This window comes from Pedobacter cryoconitis (assembly GCF_014207135.1).
In the GTDB taxonomy this organism is placed as follows: Bacteria; Bacteroidota; Bacteroidia; order Sphingobacteriales; family Sphingobacteriaceae; genus Pedobacter; species Pedobacter cryoconitis_D.
Genome location: NZ_JACHCC010000007.1, coordinates 127,660 through 142,563, shown reverse-complemented (window position 1 = coordinate 142,563; position 14,904 = coordinate 127,660). Strand labels below are relative to the sequence as shown.

At 41.8% G+C, this 14,904-nt stretch carries 11 protein-coding genes; 5 read left to right on the top strand and 6 right to left on the bottom strand.

Annotated features, from left to right (window positions below; genetic code table 11):
• Positions 1–85: 85 nt before the first annotated feature.
• The 5 genes from HDF25_RS14105 to HDF25_RS14085 all read left to right on the top strand — a co-directional run bounded on the left by HDF25_RS14105 (position 86) and on the right by HDF25_RS14085 (position 10,044).
• Positions 86–3,076, top strand: a complete 2,991-nt coding sequence (locus HDF25_RS14105) for a SusC/RagA family TonB-linked outer membrane protein (protein ID WP_221450907.1) — start codon at positions 86–88, stop codon at positions 3,074–3,076.
• Positions 3,077–3,088: 12 nt separating this feature from the next.
• Positions 3,089–4,660, top strand: a complete 1,572-nt coding sequence (locus HDF25_RS14100) for a RagB/SusD family nutrient uptake outer membrane protein (RefSeq protein WP_184625764.1) — start codon at positions 3,089–3,091, stop codon at positions 4,658–4,660.
• Between the two features lie 12 nt (positions 4,661–4,672).
• Positions 4,673–6,115, top strand: coding sequence for an alpha-L-fucosidase (locus HDF25_RS14095; RefSeq protein WP_184625762.1), 1,443 nt, complete (start codon positions 4,673–4,675; stop codon positions 6,113–6,115).
• Between the two features lie 8 nt (positions 6,116–6,123).
• Complete coding sequence (locus HDF25_RS14090) at positions 6,124–8,193, top strand: glycoside hydrolase family 2 protein (RefSeq protein WP_184625760.1); 2,070 nt, start codon at positions 6,124–6,126, stop codon at positions 8,191–8,193.
• A gap of 63 nt (positions 8,194–8,256) precedes the next feature.
• Positions 8,257–10,044, top strand: coding sequence for a patatin-like phospholipase family protein (locus HDF25_RS14085; protein WP_184625758.1), 1,788 nt, complete (start codon positions 8,257–8,259; stop codon positions 10,042–10,044).
• Here HDF25_RS14085 and HDF25_RS14080 read toward each other — a convergent pair.
• The 6 genes from HDF25_RS14080 to HDF25_RS14055 all read right to left on the bottom strand — a co-directional run bounded on the left by HDF25_RS14080 (position 10,041) and on the right by HDF25_RS14055 (position 14,884).
• Positions 10,041–10,814 (bottom strand): hypothetical protein, encoded by a 774-nt coding sequence (locus tag HDF25_RS14080; protein WP_184625757.1) that lies wholly within the window; start codon positions 10,812–10,814, stop codon positions 10,041–10,043. The genes HDF25_RS14085 and HDF25_RS14080 overlap by 4 nt on opposite strands.
• Positions 10,815–11,049: 235 nt before the next feature.
• Positions 11,050–11,400 carry a hypothetical protein gene (locus tag HDF25_RS14075; RefSeq protein ID WP_184625755.1) on the bottom strand — a complete coding sequence of 117 codons (351 nt, stop codon included), beginning with the start codon at positions 11,398–11,400 and terminating at the stop codon, positions 11,050–11,052.
• Between the two features lie 67 nt (positions 11,401–11,467).
• Positions 11,468–12,223 carry an SDR family oxidoreductase gene (locus tag HDF25_RS14070; protein WP_184625753.1) on the bottom strand — a complete coding sequence of 252 codons (756 nt, stop codon included), beginning with the start codon at positions 12,221–12,223 and terminating at the stop codon, positions 11,468–11,470.
• Positions 12,224–12,299: 76 nt separating this feature from the next.
• Entirely contained in the window at positions 12,300–12,680 is a 381-nt protein-coding gene (locus HDF25_RS14065) for a helix-turn-helix domain-containing protein (RefSeq protein ID WP_184625751.1), read from the bottom strand.
• Between the two features lie 41 nt (positions 12,681–12,721).
• The gene (locus HDF25_RS14060; protein ID WP_184625748.1) at positions 12,722–13,474 is read right to left on the bottom strand and encodes a LytR/AlgR family response regulator transcription factor; all 753 of its coding nucleotides are present in this window, start codon (positions 13,472–13,474) and stop codon (positions 12,722–12,724) included.
• A gap of 84 nt (positions 13,475–13,558) precedes the next feature.
• Entirely contained in the window at positions 13,559–14,884 is a 1,326-nt protein-coding gene (locus tag HDF25_RS14055; protein ID WP_184625746.1) for a RagB/SusD family nutrient uptake outer membrane protein, read from the bottom strand.
• Positions 14,885–14,904: the final 20 nt, after the last annotated feature.

Genomic DNA, 14,904 nt, shown 5'->3' with positions numbered 1-14,904 from the left:
ACGTTTGATTTGACAATCTTCAGCGATTTCTGCTTTCCGTGCAGTGGTAACTTCTTTAGTTTAGATACCCTAAACTAACCAAACCATGAAGAGAAGAAACCATGCTCAAATCACATACCCCTGTGGTTTTATATTGATCATCTATTTAATTATACTAACGGTCAGACCCGCTCAGGCCATGTCTTTAAATGAACTTCTGGTTATGCCACCGCAGACCATCACCGGAACAGTAAAAGATCAGCAGGGTAAACCTCTTCCGGGAGTCTCTGTTAAAGTAGAAAACACAAAAAATGGAACGATAACTGATGCCGAAGGAAGATTCAAACTCAGTAATGTCCCTCCTGGTGCAACCCTGGTGGTTACCTATATAGGTTATGCCGGACAACACATCAAAGCAGATCAGGAAAAGATAGATATCATCTTACAGGAAAACGTCAGCGAACTTAACCAAATCGTTGTAGTTGGTTATGGTACCCAAAAGAAAAGCGATGTAACCGGATCTATCTCTTCAGTGCCGAAAGAACGTCTTCAGAACCTCCCGGTAACCAATGTGCTGCAAGCGATGCAAGGCTCTGTTGCCGGTGTGAATATCAGTTCTTCGTCCAATGCTCCCGGAAAATCACCGGATTTCTATATCAGAGGATTACATTCCATTACAGCAAGCAACAGTCCACTGATTGTTTTGGACGGTATCCCATTCAGTGGTTCTTATAACGATATTAACAGCACCGACATCCAATCAATCGATGTACTTAAAGATGCCTCTGCTACCGCAATTTATGGAACCCGCGGATCAAATGGTGTCGTCCTGATTACGACCAAGAGAGGAAAAACGGGTAAACCGGTGGTTGCTTACAGTACCTGGTTTGGTCTGGAAAACATGACCAGTGCTATGCAGCCCATGAACGGTGCACAATACGCTCAAAAAAACCTTGATTACACTGCACAAACCAATAAAGCCTCCGCCCCTGTTCCCAACCAGTATGAAAAGGACAATTATGACAAGGGTATAGAGACCGACTGGTTAAAACAGATTTCTCAGCAGGGCTTTATCCAGAACCATGAGCTGAATATTTCCGGAGGTACTGAAGATGTCAAATATTATGTTTCCGGAAACTACACCAAAGAAAAAGGTGTATTGAAAGGATATCAGTATAACCGTGTCAGCGTACGTTCCAACCTCGATGCGAAAATTACCTCCTGGCTGACCGCAGGAACCAACCTGTTTTTTACCAATAACGATCAGGGCGGAGGAAAAGTAAATCTCTATATGGCTACAGTCATGAGTCCTTACGGGCATTTGTATAACGCACAGGGAGATTACGAAATATACCCGATGAACCCCGAACAGCTTTATACCAATCCCCTGCTGGGTTTATATCAGCCAACCTTAAACCTGACCAGGACCTTAAGCGGAAATGCCTATGCAGAAATTAAACCAGAATTTATTAAAGGGTTCAAATACAGACTGAATACAGCTTATACCTATAAACCTGATCGTACAGGAGATTATACCGGCCGTAAAACCGGAGATCTTCTCGGAACAGCAACTCTGGCCAACGAAGAAGCTAAAAACTGGCTGATCGAAAACATATTTGGTTACCAGAGAGCTTTCGGAAAACATAACATCGATGTAACCGGCTTATATAGCGCACAAAAAAATGATGATTTCCGATCCACCATTAATGCCAATACTTTCATTAATGATATGCTCGATTTTAATAACATCGGGGCAGGTCAGAAACAGACTACCACATCCAATTATTACGCCAGTACACTGGTCTCACAGATGCTGAGAATAAACTATGCTTATGACAGTCGTTACCTTTTGACATTAACTGCCAGAAGAGATGGTTATTCAGGTTTTGGCAGTGATAACAAATACGGGACTTTCCCATCTGTCGCTTTGGGCTGGAATATAGCCAATGAAGCTTTTTTAAAAGACAGCAAATTAATTAATTCATTAAAACTGCGTCTCTCTTATGGGGTTTCAGGTAACCAGGGAGTTTCCCCTTACAATACTTTAAGTACCCTGGCTACTACCCCATATATTTATGATGGTGTCACTACCATTGGTGTAACCCCAAGCAGGATTGGAAATCAAAATCTCAAATGGGAAAGTACCAAAGGATTTAATGCAGCGGTAGATTTCTCTATCCTTTCCAACCGGATCTCAGGATCATTGGAAACCTATTTCACCAATACCTATGACTTACTTTTATCCAGAAAAATACCCAATATAACAGGTTATACCTCAATTTTAGATAATGTAGGTAAAACCGCCAATAAAGGTTTTGAAGCCAGTATTACTTCCAGAAATATAGAACGAAAAGATTTTTCTTGGCAAACTAATTTTAATTTCTCCCTGAACCGGAATAAAGTAGTATCACTTTATGGAGATGGTAAAGATGATATCGTAAACAACCTTTTTATAGGAAAGTCCTTACAGGGAGTTTACGATTATAAATTAATCGGTGTCTGGCAAAAAGGCGATGATTTCAGTGTAGACCCATCTGCTAAACCCGGCGATCTGAAGTTCCAGGATCTGAATGGCGATGGAAAAATCAATTCTCAGGACCGTACTTATCTCGGACCCCGTCTGCCCAGCTATATTGCCGGTCTGACCAATACATTCAAATACAAACGTCTTTCGCTGAGTGTCTTTATCCAGACAGTCCAGGGTGTATTGAAACCGAATACGATTTATGATTACAGGGATCAGCTGGGCAGGATCAACTTGCCTGCAAGTTATACTTACTGGACCCCTGAAAACAAAAGTAATACCAGTCCGTCCCTGGCTTATACCAATTCAAGACAATATACCTATCCGGTTGACGGATCTTTTACCAGAATAAAAGATGCCACATTGAGTTACGATTTCCCTGTCGAGAAACTCAACCGGCTTAAAATAAACAACCTGCGTGTCTATGTGAGCGGACGGAACCTGGCTACTTTCTCCAAATGGCTGGGCTGGGACCCTGAGTCCGATCCTTATAAATATTACGACAACCAGGCGAGTACCTTTTATCCGCAGGTGCGAACTTTTGTAATGGGTATCAACATTGGTCTACAATAAATTTAAATGATTATGAAGAAGTTAGTTTTCTATATATATGCACTGGTTCTGTTTTCAGTTTTAAGTACCGGATGTAAAAAGAGTTTCCTGGATGAAAACTTAAAATCAGCTTATGCTCCTGAGAATACACTGGTAGATCCCCTCGGTTTCGAGGCCGCGATAGCCGGTTTGCAAAATACAGTCCGCGATCAGTACGAAGGTGATCAGGGGATTATTGCAACCATGGCCTCCGGAACTGATATAGCCAGAAACGGACAGGCCACCTCAGCGATGGTCCCCTATGAAAGTTATGGACAACTCAACTCACAGGATGTAGCTTCGGCAGGGTTCTGGCGCTGGGGGTATAAAACCATCAATTCGGCTAACCAGATCATCGATGCTGTCGAATCCGGTAAAACAAGTTTAACACCGGCCCAGAAAACCGGTTATATTGCCGAAGCTAAATTCTTCAGGGCTTACGCTTATAATTTTATGTCCAGTTTGTATGGCGGGATTCCATTGCTGAAGCATTCCCTGACTGCACCCAAAACAGATTTTGTACGTGCCCCTGCAGATTCAGTACTGAATTTCATCATTACCGATCTAACTTACGCCGCTGCGAACCTGCCCGATTTTGCCAAATTAACAGCACAGGGGCGCATCAATAAGTCTGCGGCCTCTCAATTGTTAGCTTTAGTTTATCTTAGAGCAAATAAACCAGACCTGGCAGAGGCTGAAGCCAAAAAGGTTATAGCTAATGGAGCGCTCCGGTTAATAAAAACGCGTTACGGGATTAAAAAAGATCAGCCAGGCGATCCATTTTCAGATATGTTCATTTATGGAAATATGAGAAGAAACCAAGGAAATGCAGAGGCAATCTGGGTGATAGAGCAAAACTATAATGTCCCCGGAGGGTTTAGTCCGACAGATCAGCGCAGAAGATGTTGGGTCCCTTTTTATGTCAATATCCCAGGAATGCTGATTGCTGATTCTTTAGGTGGAAGAGGAATTGGCCGGATCAGACCTACTAACTGGTGGACTTATAACTTGTATAAAAAGAATGACATGCGTAATTCGCCCTATAATATTCATCGCAAATTCTATTATAATGACCCGGCCTCTCCAAAATACGGGCAACAGGTAGTGGTTACCGGCTTTGATACCATTCAGAATATTTATGCACATACTACAAAATGGAACTATTATACTGACCAGGAACCTTTCGGAACTATTACCTATAAAGACCGTATTCAGATGCGCCTTGGAGAAACCTATCTTTTGCTGGCAGAAGCACAATTTCAACAAGGCAAACTAGCCGAGGCTGCTGCCAGTATCAATCAGCTCCGCACAAGGGCAAATGCCGACCAGGTACAGGCAAGTGATATCTCATTGGATTTTATCCTGGATGAGCGAGCCCGTGAACTGGCTGCCGAAGAAGATCGCCGGGTCACCTTGATGCGTACAGGAACATTGTTTAACCGCGCCCAGAAGTACAACCCGACCTCTGCCGGATCGATCAAACCTTATAACCAGCTTTTACCCATACCACAGGCCGAAATCGATCTCAATAAAGACGCAAAACTGGACCAGAATACCGGTTATTAAAAAGAAGAAATCATGAAGAGCAAAAAAATATTCCTGATCCTGATCACCGCGATACTGTTTAATCAATTCTGCCAGGCACAACAAACTGAATTTAAACAGACAGCAGTTCCATTGAAACATGGTGCGCACAGAACCGGACGCAGAACAGATCCGGATATGGCCAGATGGCGGGCCTATGGATTAGGGCAGTTCATCCACTGGGGTTTATATTCCATCCCCGGTGGAGAATGGAATGGAAAAACTTACAACGGTGCTTCCGAGTGGATCCGTTCCTGGGACGGCATCCCTAAATCTTCCTATGATTCTCTGATCTACCACTTTAATCCCACAAAATTTGATGCCACAGCCTGGGCAAAAACGGCTCAGCAAATGGGCGCTAAATATGTAACCATTACCACTAAACACCATGATGGATTTTGTCTGTGGCCCAGCAAATTCACCAAATACACCGTAGCTAATTCACCCTATAAGAAAGACCTGATCGGGCCATTGGTCGATGCCTACAACAAAGCAGGAATTGATGTTATCCTCTACTTCTCTGTGATGGACTGGAATAATCCCGACTGGCGTTATGAAATTAAAACTAAAGCAGACAGCCTTGCTTTTGACCGTTTCAAAACCTTTACCCGAAATCAGCTGCTCGAATTGCTGAGGCTCTACCCTACAGTTAAAGGTTTATGGTTTGATGGTACCTGGGATAAAGCATGGGTTCAGCAAGCTGCTTTTGCTGATGAACTGGAAACCGAAATGCGCAAAATCCATCCGGGGCTGATTATCGGAAGCCGCTTCCGTGCCGATGAAAATGGCAAACGTCATTTTGATACCAATGGTAATCTGATGGGAGATTATGAGCAGGGCTGGGAACGCAAAATCCCGAGTACAATTAACGAAGTACATGGCAATGACTGGGATTGCGTAATGACTGTTCCTGAAAATCAGTGGGGATATAATAAAGCCTGGAAAGGACATATTAAAACCACAGATGAACTATTGGAAATGCTGGCCAGGTGTGTTTCACTGGATGGTAATTTCGTGCTGAACTTTGGCCCCAAAGGCGACGGGTCTATCCGTCAGGAAGAACTTTCACTGGCCCGCGAAATCGGTGACTGGATGAAGATTAACCAGGAAGCCGTTTATGATTGTGAATACGCTGGTTTTGAACCTCAGAACTGGGGATATTACACCAAAAAAACGGGCACAAACAAGGTATATATGCTTATTTTTAATGTCCCTATATCCGGTGCATTACGTCTGAAACTACCCAGTAAAACAGGTATTACCAAAGCTTACAGATTAGATGATCCCACACAACAATATACACCCGAAGAGATTGGAAGTCATGAAAGTTTTATTCATTTGAAAAATAAAACAGAAAACCGTCCTTTTGTGATTGTACTGGAAACCACAAAAGAAACCCCAGCGAAAGCAGTTAAATACGAAAAAGCTAAAACCTAAAATACCGTATGACAATTTTATATTTTAACAACAGATACTACTTAGCAGTTCTTCTATTTTTGCTGACAGGCTTTAGTGTACCCGGTTTTGCACAATCCAGGAAAAATATTTCCTTTAATCAGGATTGGACATTCCGTAAAACCAACGACACCATCAATACCAAAAGCGTTTGGGAGAAAGTCACCCTTCCACATACCTGGAATGCGATTGATATGCAGCTGGGCAAAGACTTTTACGAAGGTGAAGGTCAGTACAAGAAGGAAGTTGTATTTGGCCCTGAATATAAAAACAAACGTTTATTTCTGCGTTTTGAAGGCGTCGGACAAGTTGCACAGGTTTATGTCAATCACAAACTGGTAGGCACCCATAAAGGTTCTTACAGTGCTTTTTGTCTTGACATTACCTATGCTGTAAAACTGGGCGAATCCAATTCCATCCTGGTCAAGGTTAACAATAAGGCCCGTAAAGATATTATCCCTGTCAACCATTTCTTATTCGGTATTTATGGAGGGATTTATCGGCCCGTGAGTCTTTTAGTCACGAACAAGGTCAACATCACTACAACTGACTATGCTTCTCCGGGGATTTATATTTCCCAGAAAAATGTGACCGCTAAATCTGCTGAAGTAAGTGTAGCCGTTAAAATAGAAAACACAGAAAAGAGCGGGCAGGACATTGATATCAAAACAGACATTATTGATCATACCGGAAAAATTGTAAGCAGTAAAACCTCTGCTCAACACATGACCACCCAGGGCAGACAACAATTTTCACAGGATTTCCAGTTGACCAGTCCACACCTGTGGAATGGTTTTAATGATCCCTACCTGTATAAAGTCAGAACCCAGCTCCTGCTTAATCAGACAGTCATCGATGAAGTCGAACAACCTCTCGGCCTCCGTAAGTTTGAAATTATTGCCGGCAAGGGTTTCTTTTTGAATGATCAGCCTTATGCCATGCATGGGGTTTGCAGACACCAGGACAGATGGCAGTATGGCAATGCGCTCAGCAATGCACAACATAAAGAAGACCTGGACATCATTAAAGAAATGGGTGCGACTACCATCCGTTTTGCACATTATCAACAGGCAGAATATTTATATTCCACTTGTGATACGATGGGCTTTGTCATCTGGGCTGAGATCCCTTTTGTCAATACAAGTACCGGAGAAGAAGCTGATAATGCCAAACAGCAGCTCATGGAACTGATCAAACAAAATTACAATCACCCTTCCATTTATGTCTGGGGATTACACAATGAAGTATACGGTAAAACCCCTGCCGATTTTCCTGCCGTTCTGACCCGCGACCTGAATGATATCGCTAAAACTGAAGATCCTTACCGTTATACCGTCAGTGTAAGCGGATACGGAGAAATGGACCGTCCAACCAACTTAAATGCGGACATCCAGGGTATGAACCGTTATTATGGCTGGTATGAAGGCAAAATCGGTGATCTGGAAACCTGGGCAAAAACAACAGAAACCATCTATCCGGATAACAAACTGATCCTGACAGAATATGGTGCAGACGGGAATATTTTCCAGCAACAGGAACAAGCAGACCTGAAGGAGGAGTATGATTATACTTCGCCGTTTTATCCCGAAAATTTCGAGACTAAAACACATGAAATACAATGGCCGATTATTGCTAAACATCCTTATATCACTGCATCCTATATCTGGAATATGTTTGATTTTGCTACTCCGATGTGGAACCGTGGCAGCATGCCGGCCCGTAATATGAAAGGTCTGGTCACTTTTGACCGCAAACTTAAAAAAGATGCTTTTTACTGGTATAAGGCTAACTGGAGTAAAGAACCTGTATTATATCTGACCGAACGCCGTACAACAGCCCGGAAGCATGCAGTAACACCAGTAACAGTTTATTCTAATATCGGTCAGCCGGTTTTATATGTCAATGACAAAAAGATTTCTGCCGCACCAGTGCAGGGAACCAATGCAGTTCAATATATTTTTAAAGACATCCAATTGAAAAAAGGCATAAACAAGATTAAAACAGTAATCAAAAAGGATAACAAAATTTATACTGATCATATAGACTGGTCTCTTCAGTAAGAGCCAGTTTATATTTTGATATTGAACAAAATAAGCCTTACCTTTTTATCATTAAAACTGATTATGGAATATTCTGTTCTTCTGCCTAGAAAACCTGAGCATATCGCATTGAGTTTTTCGGGCGGTGGTTTCCGGGCAGCATCCTATTCACTGGGTTGTTTGTCCTATATGGAGACTGTTTATATCGATGGTAAGAAACTGACTTCCCTTGTTCACTTTATCTCTTCGGCTTCGGGGGGAACAATTACGAATCTTGCCTATACCGCCAGTCAGCGGAAGGGTCAGACTTTCAAAGAATTTTATACCGATATCAACAAACATATCTTACATGGTACTAAATTAATTGACCGTGTTTTCAGGATCATGAAAAGTGACCGGGAATGGAAGAAAACTCCCGGCAAGTCAAGAAATGTCATTAATGCTTTTTCTATCGCTTATAACGAACTCCTTTTCAAGGAAGAAGTATTCGGGGTCTACTGGAAACCTGTTAAATCTGCTGTCAAAGAGGTTTGTGTGAATGCGACTGAATTTGAAAACGGAATGTTATTCCGTTTTCAAAATGCGGGTATACCCGGAAACAATTTTCTGAGATTTAAAGGTGATAAAAGTTCGCACGAAACTTTAAAAAATTTAAAACTGGCCGATATCCTCTCCTGCTCGTCTTGTTTCCCTTTAGGTTTTGAGCCCTTTGTTTTCCCTAATGATTTTACCCATCATGGATTAAATAAAAACACACTCGAAGCCGCGATTAAAGAAGATCCGCGGTTTTCTCCGGCTAAGGGTGAAATTGTCGAGGCCCCGCCCCCGCGTTTTGTATTGATGGATGGTGGAATTGATGATAACCAGGGAATAGATTCTTTTATCAAAGCTGAGGAAAGACTTCAGACCAGGAATATATTTGGTTACGACCTGTATATCACCTGCGATGTCAGCAGTAACTATACCACAGGGTATGATTTCCCGGAAGAGGATAAAAAAAGCTGGATAGGAAAACCGAACCTGCTTCAATATTTACTGATTATCTTATTGCTGACTGCAATATTTATCACTGGTGTAATCACCAAAACCTGTACGGGATTATCTTATGCACTTTTAGGGATCAGTACTACGCTATTATTAGTATCCGCTTATTTTTACGTTCTGGGTTTTAAGACTTATCAAAAGGTAAAAAAGGAAGAGGATACCTATAGCACGATGATCCTGGGACACATCTCTTATTTTTTAAGACTCCGCTTAAGTGTACTCCTTCAGCTGATCTATTCGCGCGCCAGCTCTTTATCCTATCTTGCTTCAGTCGTATTTTTAAAAAAGATCCGAAGGGTTTCCTATGACCGCCTGTTTGAAAAAATATCGGAAAGGAAGATAAAGGCAGATGGCACTTTACTGAAAAAAGGAGAAAAAGACACCTTAATCCAGCAGATAGAATTGAAACACTGGAGACAGTTCAGTTTATTAAATGCGATTTACACATTGAGCCCAAAAAATGACTTCCAGCGGCTCGCTGACCTCAAGGCCGAAGCCTGGCATAAGACCAATCCAACTGTTCTGATCAATGGCAAAAAAATCAGTTTAAATGAATTACTGAAACCCTCGGTTGCCTTACAGGAAACTGCCCAGCTGGCAACAGATATGGATACCACGCTTTGGTTTGATAAAAGTCACCAGGCAGAAAACAAACCCGCAGCTTTAATTGCTACGGGTCAGTTTACGACATGTTATAACCTGTTAAGATATGCTTTCCGGTTTGACAGCAATGATCCTTACTGGGCAGCAATACAGACGCAGCTGGCACAGGACTGGTGGCAGTTTAACCAGTCACCTTTTTGGTTATACTATAGCGAAACACTCTAGAATTCCGTATCCATATACATCCAGTTTCGCCGATCATTTGCCTTATAAACCCCTGGAGTAACAAAGGCATCGAGAACAGCTGCCGGACTAAATTTTTTATGATTTAACGGCACTGAATAAGTACGATAATCTAAAAACATACTGACTACACAAAGACAACCATCAGGAACCTCAAAAGTAAATGTTTGTCCGCCCAGCTCAGGTTTTTCCCTGTCAAAGACAATACGCTGCGATTGACTTGTACTGATATGTTTCCCCTCTTTTAAACGAAATAATGCCAGGCTCACAGTCATCCTGCAAGAAGAGCTCTCTTCCGGAAATTTTAATCTTGGCGGGTTTTCCAGGACTGGAAAAACCACTTGCATTTTACCATTGGCAATTGTTGTTTCGGGTTTGATCTCCAGATAATTTCTTAAAGGAGAATTGATGTTAAACTCAAAATCAGCGAGTCTGCGGAAACTATATTCTTTAAAGCTAAACACCCTGGTTTTAGGATCACGACAGTCACTTAGCATGAGGTTGAATATAGTGGTCATCCTGTTGGCCATCTCTCCATCCTGCAGGCCACTAATATCGTTATCTAATATATAGCGTAGCTTACCGCCCAGTTTACTACTTAAGCCAAAAGTACTTGAAGACCTTTGGCTGTTAGCTGTTTGTTTCACGGTTCCGCGGCCACGTTTAATTGTTACTACTTGCTTGTTCCTGTATCTTTTGTAGACTACAGGACCCAATGCACCTCTGAGGTATTTTCCATGATTAGTTGCCATGACATTCTTTTTAAGTTAACCAATAACCTAAAGTAAATGAATCAGTCTGCAACTCAAACAGGATGTCTGGTATTGTCCGCTATTGTCTGCAATTGTCCGGTCATGATACCAGAAATCCCCATCAGTAAACCAACATATACACTACATCACCCCACCTTTTCCCTAGGGTAAAACCTGGCCTGAACGTGGCCTCATGTTGGCCTCATGTTGGCCTCATCCCGAACAGTACCCAGAGCTAACCTTTCGCCAGTGGATGCTGTAAATAAATAATAAGAAGAGATAGTATCAGAAAAGGAAGTTCAATAGCCACACCTTTTAAATCCCGGTCACTTAAATGGAAAGCAATAATCAGTAAGATCCCTGCCGCAGTGATAAAGTTGCCCAATACAAATGTTTTAGGAAATAAAACCAGGATCGCACCAATCATGGTAAAAGCACCTAAAACCATTACACTGGTTTTGCCCATATCCCATTTACCGAACATCTCCAGCATGGCTGTTTTACCCGAGAACATGGCCCATCCTTGTTTGATCCCCATATACAGCGCAAAGAGGATCAGTATTGAATTGATAATTTTTAATATCATAGGGATTTTTGATTCAAAATAAAAAATTCCAGTGAGAATACACTGGAATTTTTCTATAAAACGCTCATTATCTTGTGGTATATCCGCCGTTGGCAAATATGGTCTGACCAGTAATCCACCATCCTTCGGTAACCAGGAACAGGACTATCGGAGCAATATCTCTGATATCAGTTAATCCACCCAGGGCAGAAGCAGATTTATGATAAGCTACTGCGTCGTCACTCTCCTGACCATAGAAAAACGGGGTATCCATCGGCCCGGGGCCAATCGCATTTACTGAAATTCCTCTTCCACCAAATTCTTTGGATGCTGCCCTGGTAAAATGTTCTACCGGAGCTTTTCCACCAGCATAGGTAGAATAATAACCTGTATAAGCTGCCAGCAACGAGGTCACTACTGTACAGATCTTCCCATGATCATTCAGCTGTTTTCCAGCCTCCTGAATAAAGAAATAAGCAATTTTAGAATTCACATCAAACATACTGTCGTACTCTGCTTCGGTTGTTTCTCCGAATGGTTTTTTCAACACTTGTCCTACAGTATTCACAGCGATATCAATACCGCCATACTTTGCTTTGGTTTCTGCAAAAAACTTACTGATATTCTCTACCTGTCTGAAATCTGCTTTAAACAGGAATGCTTCTCCGCCTTTTGCTTTAATATCAGCTAACGTTTTTTCGGCTGCTTCCTTTGTATGGTCACTATTATAATGAATAGCAACTTTAGCCCCTTTTTCTGCAAAATTCCTGCTTAATAATCCACCCAGGTTTTTAGCCCCTCCGGCAATTAGTACTACTTTACCTTTCAAATCATTTCCAGCCATAACGTTTTTTTTTATGATTAATTAAACAAATATTGCTATTTAAGCAGAGCGTTATGTGGTGAACTTTTCGGAAGTTTCAACTGGTGCTGTTTAATTCATCCTGTTTGAACTGACCGGGTGTTTTACCTGTGTATTTTTTAAAAAATTTAGAAAAGTTAGAAGGATCATAAGTTAGTTTTCTGGCAATTTCCGCAATAGATAAAGGGGTCTCCAGTATCATCTTTTTTGCAGCATCCAGAATTTTCTGATCATAAAAATGACAGGGATGATGTCCCATCGTTAACTGAATAGTCTGACTTAAATGTTTTGCTGAAATAAAAAGCCGGTCAGCCAGTTGACTGATCTCCATCATTTCTATTTCCCTTCCGGAGATTAAATCAGCGAGGTGCTGGTCTAATAAAGTAAAATAGGCTTGGGTGATTTCTTCGTTTCTGCTTATTTTTTCGGCTTGGTTCATCTTGATTCTTCTTCAGATCAATAACACAAACCGTGCCTTAATTACTGATCCAGCCATTGCTTGAAAGCCTCTGCTCTTTCTTCACTCACCACGACTTCCACACCTTCAGGTTTTGGAGACAGATGAATCCTGACGCGGTTACGCGAAAGCTTATACATCTCCCGGATCGAATTGATATGGATGATAAACTTACGGTTGATCCTGAAGAAATGTTCCTGGTCCAGCTTAGGTTCCAGACTTCCTATAGTTTCTTCAATGATATAATTCTGATGATCTTTAGTCATCAAAAAAAGATATTTATCATCAGCCATAAAATAGGCTACCTGATCGGAAGGTACTGTTTTGATCAGCTTGCCTACCTTCACCATAAAACGGTTACGGGGTTTACCTAAAACGGCTTCTACTTTCCGGGCAAGCTGGGGTGCTGAAGGGTCAGCGGTATTCTGAATATTACTGAGTTTGGTTAATGCATTACGTACATCTTCCTCATCAAAGGGCTTCAGCAGATAATCGATCCCCTGGTTTTTAAAAGCTTTTAAAGTATACTGATCATAGGCCGTGGTAAAGATCACCGGACTACTGACCGCAACCTGCTGAAAAATCTGAAAACTTTCTCCGTCGCCCAGATGGATATCCATAAAGAGCAGATCAGCTGTATGTTGCTGAAGCCAGTTCACCGCAGCCTCTACGGTACCTACGATGGCATGTACCCGGATAGCGGGATTAATGTGTACGAGCATATTCTGCAGGGTAACTGCAGCTAGTTCTTCGTCCTCAATAATCAATACGGTCATGTCTTAATTGCTTAACCGTAAATGTAAAAAAAAACTCCGGCCTGTAGCGACAGACCGGAGTTAATTCATTAAGGAAACCCTGTTTTATTGCAGGTTCGGATTATTTACGATCGCCTCTTTAGGGAAAGGCAAAGTATATCTCGGATCATTTGCCTGTAAGGTATAATTTACTCCGTCTACAGTATGCGTCAGGGCAGGCTGTCCGTATCTTCTCAGATCGTACCAGCGGTGACCTTCCAATGCCAGTTCTCTTTCTCTTTCATTCAGGATTTCCTGTAAAAGAGCTGGTTTAGCTAAAGCCTGGATTCTCGTTTTTTCTGTTGCAAAATAAGCAGGTTTTAAACGTTTGGCTTTCAGGGCCAGTAAACTTTCTGTAGCCAGTGCCTGGTTTCCTGTTTGTAAAGCAGCTTCGGCCTGAATCAGGTATAATTCTCCGTTACGGAAAGAAATATTCAGTTCATTTGTTGCCCCTTTCAGAGAAACGTACCGATCATCCGATTTACTGAAATAGACCGGAAAACGAAGATCGTTCGCCTGATCGTAGATCTGAAGTAAATGCTGAGAGATAAAGAATGCTTTCGAAACCGAAACATTGAATGCTTTTTCCATAGCCATGATGTTCTCTTTAGCCAGGTAATGGTTAGGTAAACGACTACCAGCTACGTTTAAGTCTTCCAATTGATTGTTCAGTTGTAAAGCCTTCTGAGCAGCATCCAGTGCATTGTTGTACGCTCCCCTAAACTCATATACTCTCGCTTTCAGTGCCAGTGCGGCACGGGTTGTAAAACGATAGTTTTTACCCGCCGGGAAATCAACTACATTTAATAATTGTTGGCCCTCATCGATATCAGCAAGTATCTGGGCATAGGTAGCCTCAATTGTAGCTGGTTTATAATTCTGTTCCAGGTTCATTTTAAGCGCTAATGCGATACCGCGGTCACTGGATGCAGTGGATGCCTGATAAGGTTTGGCAAACAGGTTCAGCAACTCAAAATGGCAATAGGCACGTAATAAATAAGCCTCCCCTTTCATCTGATCGGTTGCTGCAGTTTTACCCACTTTACTCTCCACTTCGGCAATCACTTCATTGGCATAAAAGATAGTATTGTAAAATGCCAGGTAAGGAAAATGAAGGGTTATAGCATCCGGAGAACCATCATTCCATCTGTAGATATCGCGATAGGTGGACAGGTCATAATTATTTTCATTGATCACCAATTCATCGGTACGGATAGCCAGTAATGATTTATGCTCGGCAAAACCATTGTACCCCATGGTTAACAGGGCCCTGAAATCATCCGAAGTAGTAGGGATTACTCTTCCTACCGGTTGTATATCTAAGTATTTTTTACAGCTGCCCAAGGTGGTTAGCACCATCAGCACAGCACAGATCTGTATAAGTTTCTTCATTTGAATTTCTGTTTTAATCT

Coding starts and splice junctions, on each gene's coding strand:
- HDF25_RS14070 (WP_184625753.1), bottom strand. CDS start 12,223: ATGGCTGGAAATGATTTGAAAGGTAAAGTAGTACTAATTGCCGGAGGG.
- HDF25_RS14060 (WP_184625748.1), bottom strand. CDS start 13,474: ATGACCGTATTGATTATTGAGGACGAAGAACTAGCTGCAGTTACCCTG.
- HDF25_RS14085 (WP_184625758.1), top strand. CDS start 8,257: ATGGAATATTCTGTTCTTCTGCCTAGAAAACCTGAGCATATCGCATTG.
- HDF25_RS14090 (WP_184625760.1), top strand. CDS start 6,124: ATGACAATTTTATATTTTAACAACAGATACTACTTAGCAGTTCTTCTA.
- HDF25_RS14055 (WP_184625746.1), bottom strand. CDS start 14,884: ATGAAGAAACTTATACAGATCTGTGCTGTGCTGATGGTGCTAACCACC.
- HDF25_RS14095 (WP_184625762.1), top strand. CDS start 4,673: ATGAAGAGCAAAAAAATATTCCTGATCCTGATCACCGCGATACTGTTT.
- HDF25_RS14065 (WP_184625751.1), bottom strand. CDS start 12,680: ATGAACCAAGCCGAAAAAATAAGCAGAAACGAAGAAATCACCCAAGCC.
- HDF25_RS14080 (WP_184625757.1), bottom strand. CDS start 10,814: ATGGCAACTAATCATGGAAAATACCTCAGAGGTGCATTGGGTCCTGTA.
- HDF25_RS14105 (WP_221450907.1), top strand. CDS start 86: ATGAAGAGAAGAAACCATGCTCAAATCACATACCCCTGTGGTTTTATA.
- HDF25_RS14100 (WP_184625764.1), top strand. CDS start 3,089: ATGAAGAAGTTAGTTTTCTATATATATGCACTGGTTCTGTTTTCAGTT.
- HDF25_RS14075 (WP_184625755.1), bottom strand. CDS start 11,400: ATGATATTAAAAATTATCAATTCAATACTGATCCTCTTTGCGCTGTAT.